The sequence below is a fragment of the Achromobacter aegrifaciens genome, from assembly GCF_902859965.1.
Lineage (GTDB): Bacteria > Pseudomonadota > Gammaproteobacteria > Burkholderiales > Burkholderiaceae_B > Achromobacter > Achromobacter aegrifaciens.
Window position 1 is genome coordinate 114,215 of the sequence record NZ_CADIKO010000007.1, and the last position, 14,158, is coordinate 128,372.

A 14,158-nucleotide genomic window follows, 5' to 3' on the forward strand; every position below is an offset into this window, starting at 1 on the left:
TGGCGCGCCGCCAGAACTCTCCTTCACTTTCCCCCAAAAATCCACCGCGATGCACCTCAACGAACTGAAGGCGCTGCACGTCTCGCAGCTGCTGGAAATGGCCGCCGGCCTGGAAATCGAGAACGCCAACCGCCTGCGCAAGCAGGAGCTGATGTTCGCCATCATGAAACGGCGCGCCAAGCAAGGCGAGCAGATCTTCGGCGACGGCGTCCTGGAAGTCCTGCCCGACGGCTTCGGCTTCCTGCGCTCGCCCGAGACCTCGTATCTGGCCAGCACGGACGACATCTACATCTCGCCCTCGCAGATCCGCCGCTTCAACCTGCACACCGGCGACTCGATCGAAGGTGAAGTGCGCACGCCCAAGGACGGCGAGCGCTATTTCGCCCTGGTGAAGGTGGACAAGGTCAACGGCGTGGCGCCTGAAGCGATCAAGCATCGCATCATGTTCGAAAACCTGACGCCGCTGCACCCGAACCGCAACATCCGCCTGGAACGCGACATCAAGAGCGAGGAAAACCTCACGGGCCGCATTCTTGACGTCTTCGCCCCCATCGGCATGGGCCAGCGCGGCCTGATCGTCGCCAGCCCCAAGTCCGGCAAGACGGTGATGATGCAGCACATCGCGCACGCCATCACCACCAACTACCCCGACGCGGTCATGATCGTCCTGCTGGTGGACGAACGCCCCGAGGAAGTGACCGAAATGCAGCGCACCGTGCGCGGCGAAGTGGTCGCCTCGACCTTTGACGAACCCGCCACCCGCCACGTGCAGGTCGCGGAAATGGTCATCGAGAAGGCCAAGCGCCTGGTCGAAATGAAGAAGGACGTGGTGATCCTGCTGGACTCGATCACCCGTCTGGCCCGCGCCTACAACACCGTGGTGCCGGCCTCCGGCAAGGTGCTGACCGGCGGCGTGGACGCCAACGCGCTGCAACGCCCCAAGCGCTTCTTCGGCGCGGCCCGCAACCTGGAAGAAGGTGGTTCGCTGACCATCCTGGGCACGGCGCTGATCGAAACCGGCAGCCGCATGGATGAAGTCATCTATGAAGAATTCAAGGGCACCGGCAACTCCGAAGTCCACCTCGAGCGCCGCCTGGCCGAAAAGCGCGTCTACCCGTCGATCAACCTGAACAAGTCCGGCACCCGCCGCGAAGAGCTGCTGATCGCCCCCGACCTGCTGCAGAAGGTCTGGGTGCTGCGCAAGTTCATCCACGACATGGACGAAGTCCAGTCGATGGAATTCATCCTGGACAAGATGCGCGCCACCAAGACCAACGCCGAATTCTTCGACATGATGAAGAAGAAGTAAGCCTGGTCAGAGCCTGCGGTCCGCGGCGCCCGCGCCTTGGACCCGGCCATGAAAAACGCCCTGAAGCGCGCTTGCGCCCAGGGCGTTTTTCATGGGCCGGACAGGCGGCTCACTGCCCTCCCATGAACTCCTCCAGCGTGCCAGGCTGCGGCGCCGGACGCGGGGTCTGCTTGTTGCCGGCCGGCTTGCCGGACGCGTCTATCGGCTCGATCTTGGGATCGTCCCAGCTGCCGGTGACGGCGTATTCCATGGTCATGGCCCGTGCCAGCGGCTGCTTCAGCAGCCACTGCGTCACGAAGGCTCCCAGGCCGATCAGCGGATTGACCGCCAGCGCCGTCACCATGGCCGCCCCGCTGGCGTCCAGGTTCGGAATCACCACGGCCTTCATGTCCCAGCGTTCGCGGATGATGTTGACCCCGCCGGCCAGCACGATGGTCGCCACCGGCCCGTTGATCTTGTAGCCTTCGGTCGAAGCCGTGCCGTCGGCCAGCTTGACCTTGCCGCGGATGGTGTCGAAGGGGAAGCCGTCGCGCAGCAGATTGGTGGGATTTACGTCCAGCCGCGCCAGCCGCTGCAGCGATTGCAGGGACAACAGCTCCAGCAGCCGCGCGGTGCGGGAGTTGACGTGCATGAAGCGGCCCTTGTCCAGGCTGACGTCGACCTCGCCCGTCAGGTCTTCGATCTTGTGGGTCCAGGGCAGATTGCGCCAGGTGGCCTTGCCCTGCATCGTGCCCTTGCCACCCGACACCACCTTTTCGAAGCCGATGCGGTCCAGGAACTTGCCCACGTCTTCGAACTTGACCGAAGCGTCCACGGTCAGGCCGCGGCTCTGGCCTTCCAGGTTCCAGTTGCCGGTGGCGTTGAGCGAGGCCGCGTCGTTGACGATGGACAGCTTGTCCAGGCGCCATTGGCGGCCGCGCTGCAGGTTCGTGCCCTGCACCTGGAGTTCGCCCACGTTCTTGCCGTACAGCAGGAATTCCTTGGCTTGCAGGTCGATCGCCGGGATGTCTGACAGGTCGTTGCCGGAGGACAGCGCCTCGTCGGCCTTGTTGGTGTCGCCCTCGCCGCCCAGGGACAGATGCTTCAGGCGCGCGGTGATCTGGCCGGCGATGGCGCCCGAGGCCTCGCGCCATTCGAGCGAACCCGTGGCCTGCTTGGATTGCAGATCCACGCGCCATTGGGCGGGTCCCGGCCGGGTCGCGTACAGCGTCAGGTCGTTCAGGGTAAAGCCGCCAGTCCGCAAGACGCCGGCCGCCAGGCTGATGCGTTCGGCCGCGGGCAGCATGGGCTTGGGCGCGGCACGGCCCTTGCCGGCAGGCGCGCTGAAGCCGTCGGACACGCTTTCCCAGGCATCCAGGTCCAGTTCAGGCAGGCTCGCGTTCAGGCTGAACCCGCGTTCCGGCAGGCTTGCCGGACGGTTGATGCCCAGCGCGCCGCGCGCGAAGTAGGACGGCGACCCTTCGGACGGCGCCCGTTCGAACAGCGCGTTGACGGCATCTCCCAGGCTTGCGGTGAGCCAGCGCCGGTTCTGCGCTCCGCGGTCCTGCGCGGGCGACCATTGCACCTTCAGCAACTGCGAAGCCTGGGCGGCCTTGCCGACCGGAGCGGGCATGTCGATCGCCATGCCCACCAGATCGGACTCGACGGAAATGTCCACCGCGCCGCCGCGCTGATAGCCCACCTTGCCCTTGTAGGCCGCCTTGCCCGAAAAGCGCGACATGGACGGCGTGTTGCTTAATTGAGTCAGCGCCGGCCCGGCCAGCGTACCCTCGAAGCGCAAGGCGTCCGTGCTCTGCGCCAGACGTCCGTAAATCCGCGCCGGGCCGCCCAGGAACAGGGCCCGCAAGTCCTTGGCCTCGACGCCCTTCTCCGAAAACTCCAGGTCGCCGTGCATCTGGCTGAGCAGCGGCATCTCCGGCATGAAGGTGAAGGAGTTGCCCGCGAACAGGATGTTCCCCTGGACCTGGGTGTCATCGGTGTTCAACAGAGGCACCTTGAGCTTGAGCCCCACCCGCCAGTCACCGGTGCCGCGCGCCTCGTCCAGCGCGCCATCCAGCAACTCGCCCAAGGGCGAGTTGGCTGCCAGCGCCAGATAGGCCGGCACGGCGCCGGACGTCTCGCCGGTCAGCAGCAGTTCGGAGTTCTCTTCCATGTTGGGAATGGTTGCGGAAACCGCCCCCAGCGTCACGGTATGTCCCGATCCGGTATGCGCGACCGCGCCGCCCGGACTGTCCAGCGCCAGGCTGACCTTGTCGATGCGGAAATTGCCGGACAGGTTCTCCAGCATCGGCCAGCCCTTGCGGCGCTCGCGCGCCGGCGCGTAGTCGACCTTGGCGCCGCTGAATGCGCCGGCGATCACGAAATCGCCCTGAGCCCCAGGCGCGCCAAAAGGAAACTCGTCGAGATCGCCCTTGAGCGTGATGGAGGCCGATTGCATTTCGCCCGCGGGCAAGCCGATGGCCAGCCATTCGCGCGCATCGGCGTTGACCTCCAGCGGCAGGTAGCGATGGATGGCGGACATGGAGCCGCGCGCCATCACGCCGTGCATGTCGACGCTGCCCGCCGCGGTCCTGCCTTCTGGCCGCCACTGCCCTTGCACGCGCACGTCGAGATCGTCGTTGACCAGTTGCAGTTGGCCTACGTCCACGAACCAGTGCTTCGCATCCGGCCCTTTGACGGCGGCATCCAGCGCCACGTCGCGCACAGCCAACGTGGGTTGCTCGAAGACGCCCGGCAAGGACAGAGTGAGCTGTTCGGCCTTGGCGCTGACCGACACCGCCGGGGCGCCAGGGCTGCGCGCCAGCGGCACGCTGTCCAGCTGCATGAAGTCGCCCGGCAAGCCCTGGACGCGGGCCTGGACGTACCCGGCCCTGAAGCCTGGAGCAGCGGTCCCTTGCGCGGTCTCGGTCCATTGCAGGCCGCGCACGGCGGCGTCCGCGGTCAGATCGGTGAACTTGCCGCGTTCCAACTGCAGCCATGCCCGCCCGCTCAGGCGGCCCGCCACCGCCGGGACCTCGAACCAAGGCTGCCAGGCCAAGGGTTCAGCGTCGTCCAGCTGTACATATAGCTGGCCGCCCCAATTGCCGGGATTCGCCGCGTTCACCGAAAACAGGCTGCGATTGAATTCGCCGCGCAGCTCGACGTTGCGCGCCAGCGCCTCGCCCGCCGCGGCCTTGAGCACGAAACGATGCGACAAACTGCCGTTGCGCGCCAGGAAGTCGACGCCCGTCAGGGTGAGCTCCGGCGCGCCGCGCAACTCGTCCTGCCAGCGTATGGTCGCGCCGCGGATGCGCAGCTCGCGTTGCGCGCCCAGCCAGCGCAGCGCTGGATGGTCCAGGTCGGAACGCTGGTCGTCGTCATTGAGATCGATGTTCTGGCCCGCGACCCATAGATGATTTTCGGGATCGCGCCGCAACAGGAGTTCGGGCCGGTCGAGCTGCAACCGCAGCAGCTTGGGCGACAGGACCAGGATGCTGCGCCAGGCCAGCACCGCCGAAACGGAAGGCAAGGACAACACCGGGTCCACCTCATCGTCGTAGACTTGGACGGAGGTGAGATCGAGTTTGGGGTTCAGGCCTTGCCAGTTCGCCTGGATGGAGCCGATGGTCACTCGGGAGCCCAGCGCCTTGCTGGCGTAGGCTTCGATCTGGGGACGCCATTGGTCCGCGCGGGGCAGAACCCAATAGCGCACGCCCAGCAGTCCGAGGGCCACGACGCAATAGACGGTCAGCACGGCCCAGAACACCCAACAGAGCACTTTTTTTGAAACAGACACGGATCGGTGGGCAGGAGAAGAGGTCTTGCAGTATCGTCCCCACTTATACCTGAAACGCGCCCATCGCGCCGCCCCTTTCGCCATGTCCACGCCCTCTACGCTTGCCCCCGCCCTCGCCTGGTCCGGCCATCTGCGCCGCCGCCTGGATGCCCACCCGGATCTGGCCGCCTGGCTGAACGATGCCGTGCGCGAACCCGTCACGCCCGCGCAGATCGCGCGCTGGCAGGCGGAGCTGGCCGGACCGCAGGCAGGCGAGACGCTACCCGTGGAGGTCTGCCGCATGGTGCTGCGCAAGCTGCGCGAACGGGTCTTCAACACACTCATCGTGCGCGACCTGACCGGCCAGGCCGATCTGGAAGAAGTCGTGGGCGCCATGACCGCGCTGGCCGACACCGCGGTGGCCGCGGCCTATCGCAGCGTGGCGGCGGACCTCGCCGCCGTGCATGGCGTGCCGCGCGATCCGGCCACCGGCCAGCCGCAGGAAATGCTGATAGTGGGCATGGGCAAGCTGGGCGGCTGCGAATTGAATGTCTCGTCCGACATCGACCTGATCATGCTGTACGGCGAAGAAGGCGAAACCGACGGTCCGCGCCGTATCAGCCATCACGAGTTCTACGGCCGCCTGACGCGGCGCATGATGCCGGTGCTGTCCGAAGTCGACGCCAACGGCCAGGTGTTCCGCACCGACCTGCGCCTGCGCCCCGACGGCGACGCCGGTCCCCTGGCCTGGAGCCTGGACGCGCTGGAGCACTACCTGATCGGCCAGGGCCGCGAATGGGAACGCTACGCCTGGCTCAAGGCCCGGCTGATCCCGGCCCAGGCCTTCGAAGGCAGCGACAGTGCCGCCCAGGCGCGCCAGCTGGAAAGCCTGCGCGTGCCGTTCGTCTATCGCAAGTATTTCGACTTCGATGCGCTCTCGGCCCTGCGCGCCCTGCGCGAACGCATCCGCCAGGATTGGCAGCGGCGCGCCAGCGCGCGCAACGGCATCGACAGCGCCAACAACATCAAGCTGGGCGATGGCGGCATCCGCGAAATCGAATTCGTGGTGCAGCTTGCCCAGTTGATCCGCGGCGGCCGCATGCCCGCGTTGCAAAAACGCGGCCTGCTGGAAGCGCTGCACGCGGAGAGCGCCGCCGGCCTGGTGCCCGAGGAAGACGCGCGCCGGCTCGAAGAGGCGTACCGCTACCTGCGCCGCACCGAGCATGCCCTGCAATACCGCGAGGACGCCCAGACCCATTTGCTGCCGGGCGACCCCGAACAACGCGCCGGATTGGCCGCAGCGCTGGGCATGAGCCCCGCTGACTTCGAAAGCACGCTGGCCGCGCACCGCCAATTCGTCTCGCAGACCTTCCGCAACGTGTTCCGGCTGGTGGGCATGGGCGACGCCGAAGTGCCGGCGCCCGCGCCCGGCGCCACCGACCCCGGGTCCGGCCCGGACGAGCCAGACAGCAGCTGCGAGCTCGCCGAACAAATCAGCCAGGCCTTCGGCGACGACGCGCAGGACCTGTTGCGCCGTACCGAGACCCTGCTGGGCAGCCACCGGGTGCGCAGTCTGCCCGAGAGCAGCCGCAAGCGCATGGACGCGCTGCTGCCGGCCGCCCTGCGAGCGGCCCTGCAAACCCCAGCCCCGCTGCAAGCCACGGTGCGGCTGTTCGACCTGATCGAGAAAATCGCCCAGCGCAGCGCCTACCTGGCCCTGCTGGCCGAATACCCCGACACCCTGGCGCGCGTGGCGCGCATGGTCGCCGCCAGCCCCTGGGCCGCGCAATACCTGACCCAGCACCCTCTGCTGCTGGACAGCCTGATCGATTGGCGCACCCTGTTCGAGCCGCTGGACTTCGGCCAGATCGCGCGCCAGCTGACCGCCGACCTGGACGCCTGCCGGCTGCCCGACGGCGATCCGGACATCGAGCGCCAGATGAACCTGATGCGCGACATGCAGCGCCAGGCCAGCTTCCAATTGCTGGCGCAGGATCTGGAAGGCGAACTCACCGTGGAGAAGCTGGCCGACCAGCTGTCCGCGCTGGCCGACCTGTTGCTGACCGAAACCATCCGCCGCACCTGGCCGCTGGTCAACAAGGCCGAGGGCGCCGAACCGCGCTTCGCCGTCATCGCGTACGGCAAGCTGGGCGGCAAGGAACTGGGCTATGCCTCGGACCTGGATCTGGTGTTCCTGTTCGACGACCCGCGCGACGACGCCGCCGAGGTCTACGCAAAGCTGGGCCGGCGCATGACGTCGTGGCTCTCGACCATGACCTCTTCGGGCCGCCTGTACGAAGTCGACCTGCGCCTGCGGCCGGATGGCGACGCCGGCCTGCTGGCGGTGTCCGTGGAAGCATTCGAGCAATACCAGCACAAGCACGCCTGGGCCTGGGAACACCAGGCGCTGACCCGCGCCCGCTACGCCTCGGGCGACGCCAGCGTCGGCGCGCGTTTCGAGCAGATCCGCGCAGACATCCTGGTACTGCCACGCGACGCCGCCAAACTGCGCGAGGAAGTGCTGGCGATGCGCGAAAAGATCAATGCTGGCCACCCCAACAGCAGCCCGCTGTTCGATCTGAAGCACGACCGCGGCGGCATGGTCGACGTGGAGTTCGTCACGCAATACCTGGTGCTGTGCCATTCGGGCACGCATCCGGTGCTGGTGCGCAACCTGGGCAATATCGCCTTGCTGCGCCTGTCCGGCGAGGCGGGCCTGATTGCTCCCGAACTGGCCGCGCGCGCCGGCGACGCCTACCGCACCCTGCGCCGCGTCCAGCACCAGATGCGCCTGCAGGGGGTGGAAAAGGCGCGCGTCCCGCAGGACCAGCTGCAGGAAGAGCGCGCCGCCGTGCGCGAGCTCTGGGATGCCGTGCTGGGCTGAGCGTATTGGGAGACGGGGGCGCACCCTTCAGCGGCAACTCAGCGTAAAATAAGGAGTTTTCCGCCTTATTTGTTTCCTGCAAGCCATGTCCGAACTCGTGCGCCCCAAACTCGACCTGCCCGCCGGCCGCCGCAAGGTGCTGATGCACTCGTGCTGCGCGCCCTGTTCCGGCGAAGTCATGGAAGCGATGACCGCCTCAGGCATCGATTACGCCATCTACTTCTACAACCCGAACATCCACCCGGTCAAAGAGTACGAAATCCGCAAGCAGGAGAACATCCGCTTCGCCGAGCAGCACGGCATCGAATTCATCGACGCCGACTACGACATGGACAACTGGTTCGACCGCGTCAAGGGCATGGAAAACGCTCCCGAACGCGGCGAGCGCTGCACGGCCTGCTTCGACATGCGCTTCGAACGCACGGCGCTCTACGCGCACGAGCATGGCTTTGACACCATCACCAGCTCGCTGGGCATTTCGCGCTGGAAGGACATGAACCAGATCAACGGCTGTGGCGAACGCGCCGCGGCGCGCTACGACGATCTGATCTACTGGACCTACAACTGGCGCAAGGGCGGCGGCTCGGCCCGCATGATCGAAATCAGCAAGCGCGAAAACTTCTACCAGCAGGAATATTGCGGCTGCGTCTATTCGCTGCGCGACACCAACCGCCATCGCCGCTCGCAGGGCCGCGAACGCATCCACATCGGCGTGAAGTTCTACGGCAAGGAAGACCTGATCAACGAGGAACAGCTCTGATCAGGACGGGCGTCCATGGCGCCGGTATTCCGACGGCGACACGCCGAAACGCTTGCGAAACGCATGGCTGAAACGCGCCGCATCTGAGAACCCGAATCTGTAGGCGATGTCGCCTATCGGCCGCGCCGCCTGAGCGGGGTCGCACAGCGTATCGCAGCAACGCTCCAGCCGCGCGCTGAGGATGAAATCAGCCGGGGTCGTGGAAGCCTGCGCGAACAGGTTGTACAAATAGCGGCGCGACATCCGGAAGGCCGCTGCAGCGGCCGCTGGCGACAGCGCCGGATCATGCAGGTTTTCAAGCATGTGCTGCTGCACCCGGCGCAATTGCGCCTGCCGCAGTTCGGCCTGGTCATGTTCGGCCTGCCCGCCTGCCCGCTCGCTGATATCCAGTCCCATCATCTGCAGCACCGCATTGGCGGCATCGCGCGAGGCGCTTTCGGACAGATGCGCGTGCTCGGTCAGCGCCACGCGCAGCAGGTCCATCGCCATGCGCCCGCACCCCTGGCGCGCGCTGAAGCTGCGCGCCACGGCATTCTGCATGAAAGACTGCCACGCCTCGAAATGCTTGCCGGGCACCTGCATGACCAGGAAGTGCGCGCCATCGTCGACGTCGACTTCGTACGGCCGGGTGGTGTCGTAGATGCTCCATTCGCCCGGCACCAGCAAGGCGCTGCGCCCCGACTGGCGGATCTCGCTGCGGCCAGCGAGCTGCAGCGTCACCTTGTAGCCGGACGACTCGGAACGGTTGGCCAGCAGCTTGCTGCGGCGCACGCGCTGGGCGCTGCTGCGCAACTCGCAGACCTGCATCCAGCCCAGCGAATCCACCGCCACGCTATTGCGGAAACGGGCCGGAAACACCGCGGACACTTCCAGGGGAACGAAGGTATCGCTGACATTTTCCTGCCAGCTTGCGCAGTCCAGGAAGTGCCTGGGCTCGCTGCGCAGAAGGGATGGGGACATGGCGACTCCGGCGTCTCGAAACGGCGTGCCTGTTTGCCTGGAACGGCCTGCCTGGCGACACAGCTACAGCGTTGAATGGAATGCTGCCTCTTTCTAGCATCGGTCGGCGCCAGGGAATATCGGTGACAACCCCTAAGTGCCTGTTCCTCTACGGTTTTCTGTCGCTGCCATAAGAATAGTCGGCCAACTGGAAGCCGAGCCGCGCCAGCGCCTGAGCCAGGCCATGACGCACCGGCACCACGTCCTCGTAGCGGCGCGGCCGGACCTGCGCGACTTCCTGTTCCGTGTACGGCCGGAAATCCGCCGGCAACTGCGCCGGGCTGAATTCCCGCACCACCCAGTTCAGCACGGCCGCGAGTTCGGCATTGCTGAGCTGCGATTGCGCGGCGCCCGGCACGCGGACCAGATACTCGCGGCCCTGCGGCAGATGCACGAACGCGCCCACCGAATTGCGGAAATCAGGAATGCCGTGGCGGCCGCTGCCACGGCCGTCCACGCGATGGCAGCCCGCGCATTGCAGCACGTAGTCGGCGCGGACGGCCAGACGCAGCCTGTCGGCGTCGGCGGCGTCAGCGGCCGCCTGCTCCGCCGCGGCCGTCCGGCCCACGCAGAGCAGGACGGCGGCGCACAACCCGCGCCACCCGCGCCATGGCGGTCGCCCTTCTGGCCTCATGATTTCGGCTTCGGCTTGGCCAGGCCCACGATCACCGAGGTCGTGCAGTGGAAGATGGAGGACTCGTTGGACATGCACCAGTTCACGTCGTTGTGCAGGAACATCTGATAGCCGGGCCGCTCGCGCTCGGCGGATGCGCACATGCATTTGCCGCAAGCAGCCTTGCCGCAGCAATCGTTGTAGCTGATCAGGTAGTCCTTGCCGTCCAGCGGATTGTGGCAGGTGCCAACCCACGACACGGCCGAAGGCGAGGTGCCAGGCGGGCAGGACGTCATGCTGCCGCCGCAGCATGAACACAGAAAGCCGTCCACCGCGCAATAGCGCCAGTAGTCGCACGCCGTGTCGTCCATCTGCGGTTTCTTGGGATCAGCGGGCGCTGACCGCGCCACCGGCAGCACCGGCATGAGGAATGCCGTTCCAACCAGCGCCCGGCCGATGCGGTTGAGCACGCTGCGCCGGGAAGTGGTGTGCGCAACCGAGCGCGCGGCGCGCTCCGCGAGTTTATCCAGCCATTGCATTGCCGCTCTCCTTGCGGGAAATCCGGGTTTCTTCCAACGCGCCGGCGGCCAGGAATTCCTGCACCGAAGCCACGCCCAGCTCCTTCGCGGTGAACAGGCTTTCGAGCTGTTCGCGCGAGTTGATCAGGCCCTTGGCGCGCAAGGTTCCGGTTTCATCGATCAGCACGGCATAGGGCAGCTTGCTGATCTGGAACTTCATGCCCAGTTCGGTCGACAGCAAGTACGGAAAACGCTCCAGGCCCGCCTGCTTGTAGAACGCCAGGTGCTCGGGCATTTCGCCATCGCTGGCCAGCACGATGCGCAGCCAGGCGCTTTCCGTGCTGGCCACCGACTTGAGGATAGGCAGCAGCTTCTTGCAAACCGGGCAGGTCGGGGAAAGAAAGAACAGCAGCTGGCTGTGCTGGCCGCGTTCGCCGATGACGATACGGCGACCCAGCAGATCCGGCAGTTCGAAGCGCGGAGCGGGCTCGCCCACGCCAGGGCCCTTGTCCATCGTCAGCGCCCCCATCGGCGCCACGCGCTCATACAGCACGCCGATCTGCCGCGACAGCGCCAGGATGACCAGCACCAGGCAGAGCACCACGCCCCACAACAGAAAATTGGAAATGATCAAGGCATCCATGTGAGTTTCCTTCAGAGATTGCGCAATTTGAGATGGGAGGCCAACAGGTGATTGGCGGTGAAGTACAGGCCCACGGCAGCCATCGCCAGGCCGAAGACGGCGGCGGAGTCGGCCCACTGCAGACCGCGCGATTGGCCCGCCGCGGAGATCAGCGCGGGCGCAGTCCACAGCGCCAGCGCCGCGTTGCGCAGCACCAGCCACCACGACAGCCCGCCACGTTGCGCGCCGCGCCCCGGCCCGCCGGCGGCGGGGCCGCCGCAGCCGCAATCGATGTCGCGATGCCCGCGCAGCAGATTGAAGGCCAGCGCCAGCGTCGCCGCCGCCAACACCAGCAGCGCCAGTTGCGCGCCCGCCGCCTGTCGTGCCGGCGCCAGCAGCAAGGCGCCGGACAGCGCTTCGCCCAGCACGAAGAGCCACGCGAACGCGCCGCTCCACCCCGCCGGCAGGATGCGGTAGGCCGACACGATAGCGGCGAAGCCCGCCATGTCCCTCAACTTTTCCAGCGCCCCCAGGAGCAGCACGCAGGCCAGCGCCGCGCTCGCGGCATACAGCAGCACGGGATCGTTCATCGCGCACCTCGCGGTTGCGGTTCGACCTGCAGCGCGGTTTCGCCGGCAGCCTGGATCGTGCCCTTGAGGACCGGCGCGGCCGGCGCGGCGTCGTAGACGTTCACGTTGCCGCCGTCGATCGTGTACAGGCGCGGCTGGTCGTCCTGCGAGACCGACATCGACAAGGCATTCTGGCCCGGCACCCGCGCCACCCGCTTGTGCGTGGCCAGGTCGTAGACCCAGATCTCGGCGGCCGGCGTCTTGTGCGAGCCCTCGGCGCCGTTGGGATGCATGCCCACATACAGCCGCTTGGCGGCCTTGTTGATGGCCAGCAGGTTGTAGCCGCCAGGGCGCCAGCCCTGGTCCTTGCCCGACGCGTCCAGCAGGGACCAGGGTTTGCCGAAAGCCGCGTCCTTGCCGCTGAAGTCGGCGCTGTAGACATTGCCGTTGTAGGACACGAAGTAGTAGGTGTCGCCCAGGTTCTCGGTGTGCGTGAAGATGGGGTCCTTTTCGGGATCGAACATGGGCTGGCTGCGCTGCTGCCCCGCCGGCTTGCCGGCCTGGTCCAGGTCCACGGTAAGCAGCGCGCCGTCGCCGCAGATGCTGGCGAAGCTGCGCGGGCGCGACGGCAGCACGATGATGCTCCAGCACCCTGCCGCCGCGGTGACCTCGTCCGCGAACTGGCGCGTCTTCAGGTTCACCACCGTGACCGAGGACGCGGGCGTGGCGTTCTGCACGAACAGCAGTTCCCCGTCCGTGCTCTGCTGCAGATAGTTGCGGTAATTCAGCGCCTGGGCGCGTTTCTGCGGGATCGGCACCTCGTACTTGGGCGTGAGCGTTTCGGCGTCCCAGGCCTCCACCACGTCGGTACGCTTGCCGCGGTTCAAGCGCTCGTAGTAGGTCGTCATGACGTAGATGTCCTTGCCGTCCGCGGACACGGTCATGTGGCCGTTGAACGACGCGGGCACCATGCCCAGGAACTTCAAGGAGTCGCCGTCATAGATGTTGACCCGGCTGTCGACCAGGTGATTGAAGACGGCATCCATCACGTACAGCCGGTGCGGCGTGGCCGGCGGCAGGCGGGTGCCGCCCTTGAGCTCTTCCACGGGCAGATCCGCCCGGGCTAGCCCCGCCGACGCCGCCAGGACGGCGCATAGCGCCCACCGTCCGGCCCGCGATGCGCATGTTCTGGCGCTAGGCGCGTTCATCGATATTCTCCTGGTCTCATGGTCCGGTTCTCCTAGAACGCATAGACGTAGCGCAACTGCACGCCACGCATCCGCGGTCCGTTCTCGACCTTCAGGTCGTGGATGTACTGCATCTGAATCTGGTTGGCGTCGTTGATCTGATGCGTCAGTTCGACGGCCAGCTGGTGATTGCGCGCCCGCGTGGCGACGGTCTCGCCGGACGAGGTTTCCTTGCCGCCAGTCTCGTAGCGGTAACGGATGCCGGTGTAGGTATCGGGCGTCAGGTTGGTCGAAGCCAGCGCGAAGAAACGGAACGAGGGATCCTTCTTCAGCGTCTGCCCATACCAGTCCGTATTGCGGCCGTAGATCTCCACCTCGGCGATGGCTTCGAGATAGGTGGATTCGCCGAAGCCCTGCACGAACGCGAAATCCTGGATGGTGGACCAGCGGTTCTTGCCCGGAGACACGTCGGGACGCGAACCGTCATAACGGCCCACCGGCGCCACCACAAAGGGCTCCCAGGCGAACCAGGTCTTGGTCTGCTCGTTGTTGTACAGCCAGATGGCCGACCCGAGCGTCACGTCGCCGATGCCGGTCTGGTGGTCGCCGGGCGCGCCCGGCAGGTCCAGCGAGGTCCGGTACATCGGCACGATGAATTCGAGCTGCATCGTCTTGCCGTAGAAGTCGCGATAGTGCATCTGGCGGTACACCAGCGCATTCACGTCGACGGACGCGCCGTCCACCCGCTGCCCCTCGGCATACAAGCCCGAGGATCGCAATCCCGCCAGATACCCGGCGATGATATTGGTGCCCACCGGCGCGGGTATCCAATCCCGCGCGCTGGGGTCTCCTGCCCATGCCGCCTGCGACGCTGCCGCGCACGCGAGCAACAGCGTGGCCCGTCGGCGGCCCCGGCTACCTGTCCTGCCTGCCATGTCTTCCC

The 14,158-nt window shown here is 66.5% G+C and carries 11 protein-coding genes; 3 read left to right on the forward strand and 8 right to left on the reverse strand.

The window, feature by feature from the left end; all coding sequences use genetic code 11:
• Positions 1–49: 49 nt before the first annotated feature.
• On the forward strand, positions 50–1,309 hold the full coding sequence (rho, locus tag HV793_RS29875) for a transcription termination factor Rho (RefSeq protein ID WP_054458721.1): 1,260 nt from the start codon (positions 50–52) through the stop codon (positions 1,307–1,309).
• A gap of 109 nt (positions 1,310–1,418) precedes the next feature.
• Here the strand turns inward: rho and HV793_RS29880 are convergent, their stop codons facing one another.
• On the reverse strand, positions 1,419–5,084 hold the full coding sequence (locus HV793_RS29880) for a YhdP family protein (RefSeq protein ID WP_425321818.1): 3,666 nt from the start codon (positions 5,082–5,084) through the stop codon (positions 1,419–1,421).
• 82 nt (positions 5,085–5,166) lie between these two features.
• Here HV793_RS29880 and glnE point away from each other — a divergent pair, with 82 nt between their 5' ends.
• Complete coding sequence (gene glnE / locus HV793_RS29885) at positions 5,167–7,947, forward strand: bifunctional [glutamate--ammonia ligase]-adenylyl-L-tyrosine phosphorylase/[glutamate--ammonia-ligase] adenylyltransferase (protein ID WP_119451021.1); 2,781 nt, start codon at positions 5,167–5,169, stop codon at positions 7,945–7,947.
• A gap of 85 nt (positions 7,948–8,032) precedes the next feature.
• A complete protein-coding gene (locus tag HV793_RS29890) occupies positions 8,033–8,707 on the forward strand; it encodes an epoxyqueuosine reductase QueH (RefSeq protein WP_054458727.1) in 675 nt (224 codons plus the stop codon).
• On the opposite strand, the gene HV793_RS29895 is transcribed toward HV793_RS29890, so the two are convergent.
• From HV793_RS29895 to HV793_RS29925, 7 genes are all read right to left on the reverse strand, one after another.
• Positions 8,708–9,667 (reverse strand): AraC-like ligand-binding domain-containing protein, encoded by a 960-nt coding sequence (locus tag HV793_RS29895; protein WP_054458728.1) that lies wholly within the window; start codon positions 9,665–9,667, stop codon positions 8,708–8,710. It lies immediately after the preceding gene.
• Positions 9,668–9,815: 148 nt separating this feature from the next.
• On the reverse strand, positions 9,816–10,298 hold the full coding sequence (locus tag HV793_RS29900; RefSeq protein ID WP_225590564.1) for a c-type cytochrome: 483 nt from the start codon (positions 10,296–10,298) through the stop codon (positions 9,816–9,818).
• A gap of 38 nt (positions 10,299–10,336) precedes the next feature.
• Positions 10,337–10,858 (reverse strand): methylamine dehydrogenase light chain, encoded by a 522-nt coding sequence (locus HV793_RS29905; RefSeq protein WP_054458730.1) that lies wholly within the window; start codon positions 10,856–10,858, stop codon positions 10,337–10,339.
• On the reverse strand, positions 10,842–11,480 hold the full coding sequence (gene mauD / locus HV793_RS29910) for a methylamine dehydrogenase accessory protein MauD (protein WP_054458732.1): 639 nt from the start codon (positions 11,478–11,480) through the stop codon (positions 10,842–10,844). The genes HV793_RS29905 and mauD overlap by 17 nt, the downstream gene beginning before the upstream one ends.
• Positions 11,481–11,491: 11 nt before the next feature.
• Positions 11,492–12,049: a MauE/DoxX family redox-associated membrane protein gene (locus tag HV793_RS29915; RefSeq protein WP_175214398.1), complete on the reverse strand. Its 558-nt coding sequence runs from the start codon at positions 12,047–12,049 to the stop codon at positions 11,492–11,494.
• Positions 12,046–13,236, reverse strand: a complete 1,191-nt coding sequence (locus HV793_RS29920) for an amine dehydrogenase large subunit (RefSeq protein ID WP_054458736.1) — start codon at positions 13,234–13,236, stop codon at positions 12,046–12,048. Before HV793_RS29920 ends, HV793_RS29915 begins: the two co-directional genes overlap by 4 nt.
• 32 nt (positions 13,237–13,268) lie before the next feature.
• On the reverse strand, positions 13,269–14,150 hold the full coding sequence (locus HV793_RS29925; protein WP_054458738.1) for a transporter: 882 nt from the start codon (positions 14,148–14,150) through the stop codon (positions 13,269–13,271).
• Positions 14,151–14,158: the final 8 nt, after the last annotated feature.

What these genes read in the sequence shown, in the direction of transcription:
- glnE (WP_119451021.1), top strand. Translation starts at nt 5,167, where the DNA reads ATGTCCACGCCCTCTACGCTTGCCCCCGCCCTCGCCTGGTCCGGCCAT.
- mauD (WP_054458732.1), bottom strand. Translation starts at nt 11,480, where the DNA reads ATGGATGCCTTGATCATTTCCAATTTTCTGTTGTGGGGCGTGGTGCTC.
- rho (WP_054458721.1), top strand. Translation starts at nt 50, where the DNA reads ATGCACCTCAACGAACTGAAGGCGCTGCACGTCTCGCAGCTGCTGGAA.
- HV793_RS29905 (WP_054458730.1), bottom strand. Translation starts at nt 10,858, where the DNA reads ATGCAATGGCTGGATAAACTCGCGGAGCGCGCCGCGCGCTCGGTTGCG.
- HV793_RS29895 (WP_054458728.1), bottom strand. Translation starts at nt 9,667, where the DNA reads ATGTCCCCATCCCTTCTGCGCAGCGAGCCCAGGCACTTCCTGGACTGC.
- HV793_RS29890 (WP_054458727.1), top strand. Translation starts at nt 8,033, where the DNA reads ATGTCCGAACTCGTGCGCCCCAAACTCGACCTGCCCGCCGGCCGCCGC.
- HV793_RS29920 (WP_054458736.1), bottom strand. Translation starts at nt 13,236, where the DNA reads ATGAACGCGCCTAGCGCCAGAACATGCGCATCGCGGGCCGGACGGTGG.
- HV793_RS29915 (WP_175214398.1), bottom strand. Translation starts at nt 12,049, where the DNA reads ATGAACGATCCCGTGCTGCTGTATGCCGCGAGCGCGGCGCTGGCCTGC.
- HV793_RS29925 (WP_054458738.1), bottom strand. Translation starts at nt 14,150, where the DNA reads ATGGCAGGCAGGACAGGTAGCCGGGGCCGCCGACGGGCCACGCTGTTG.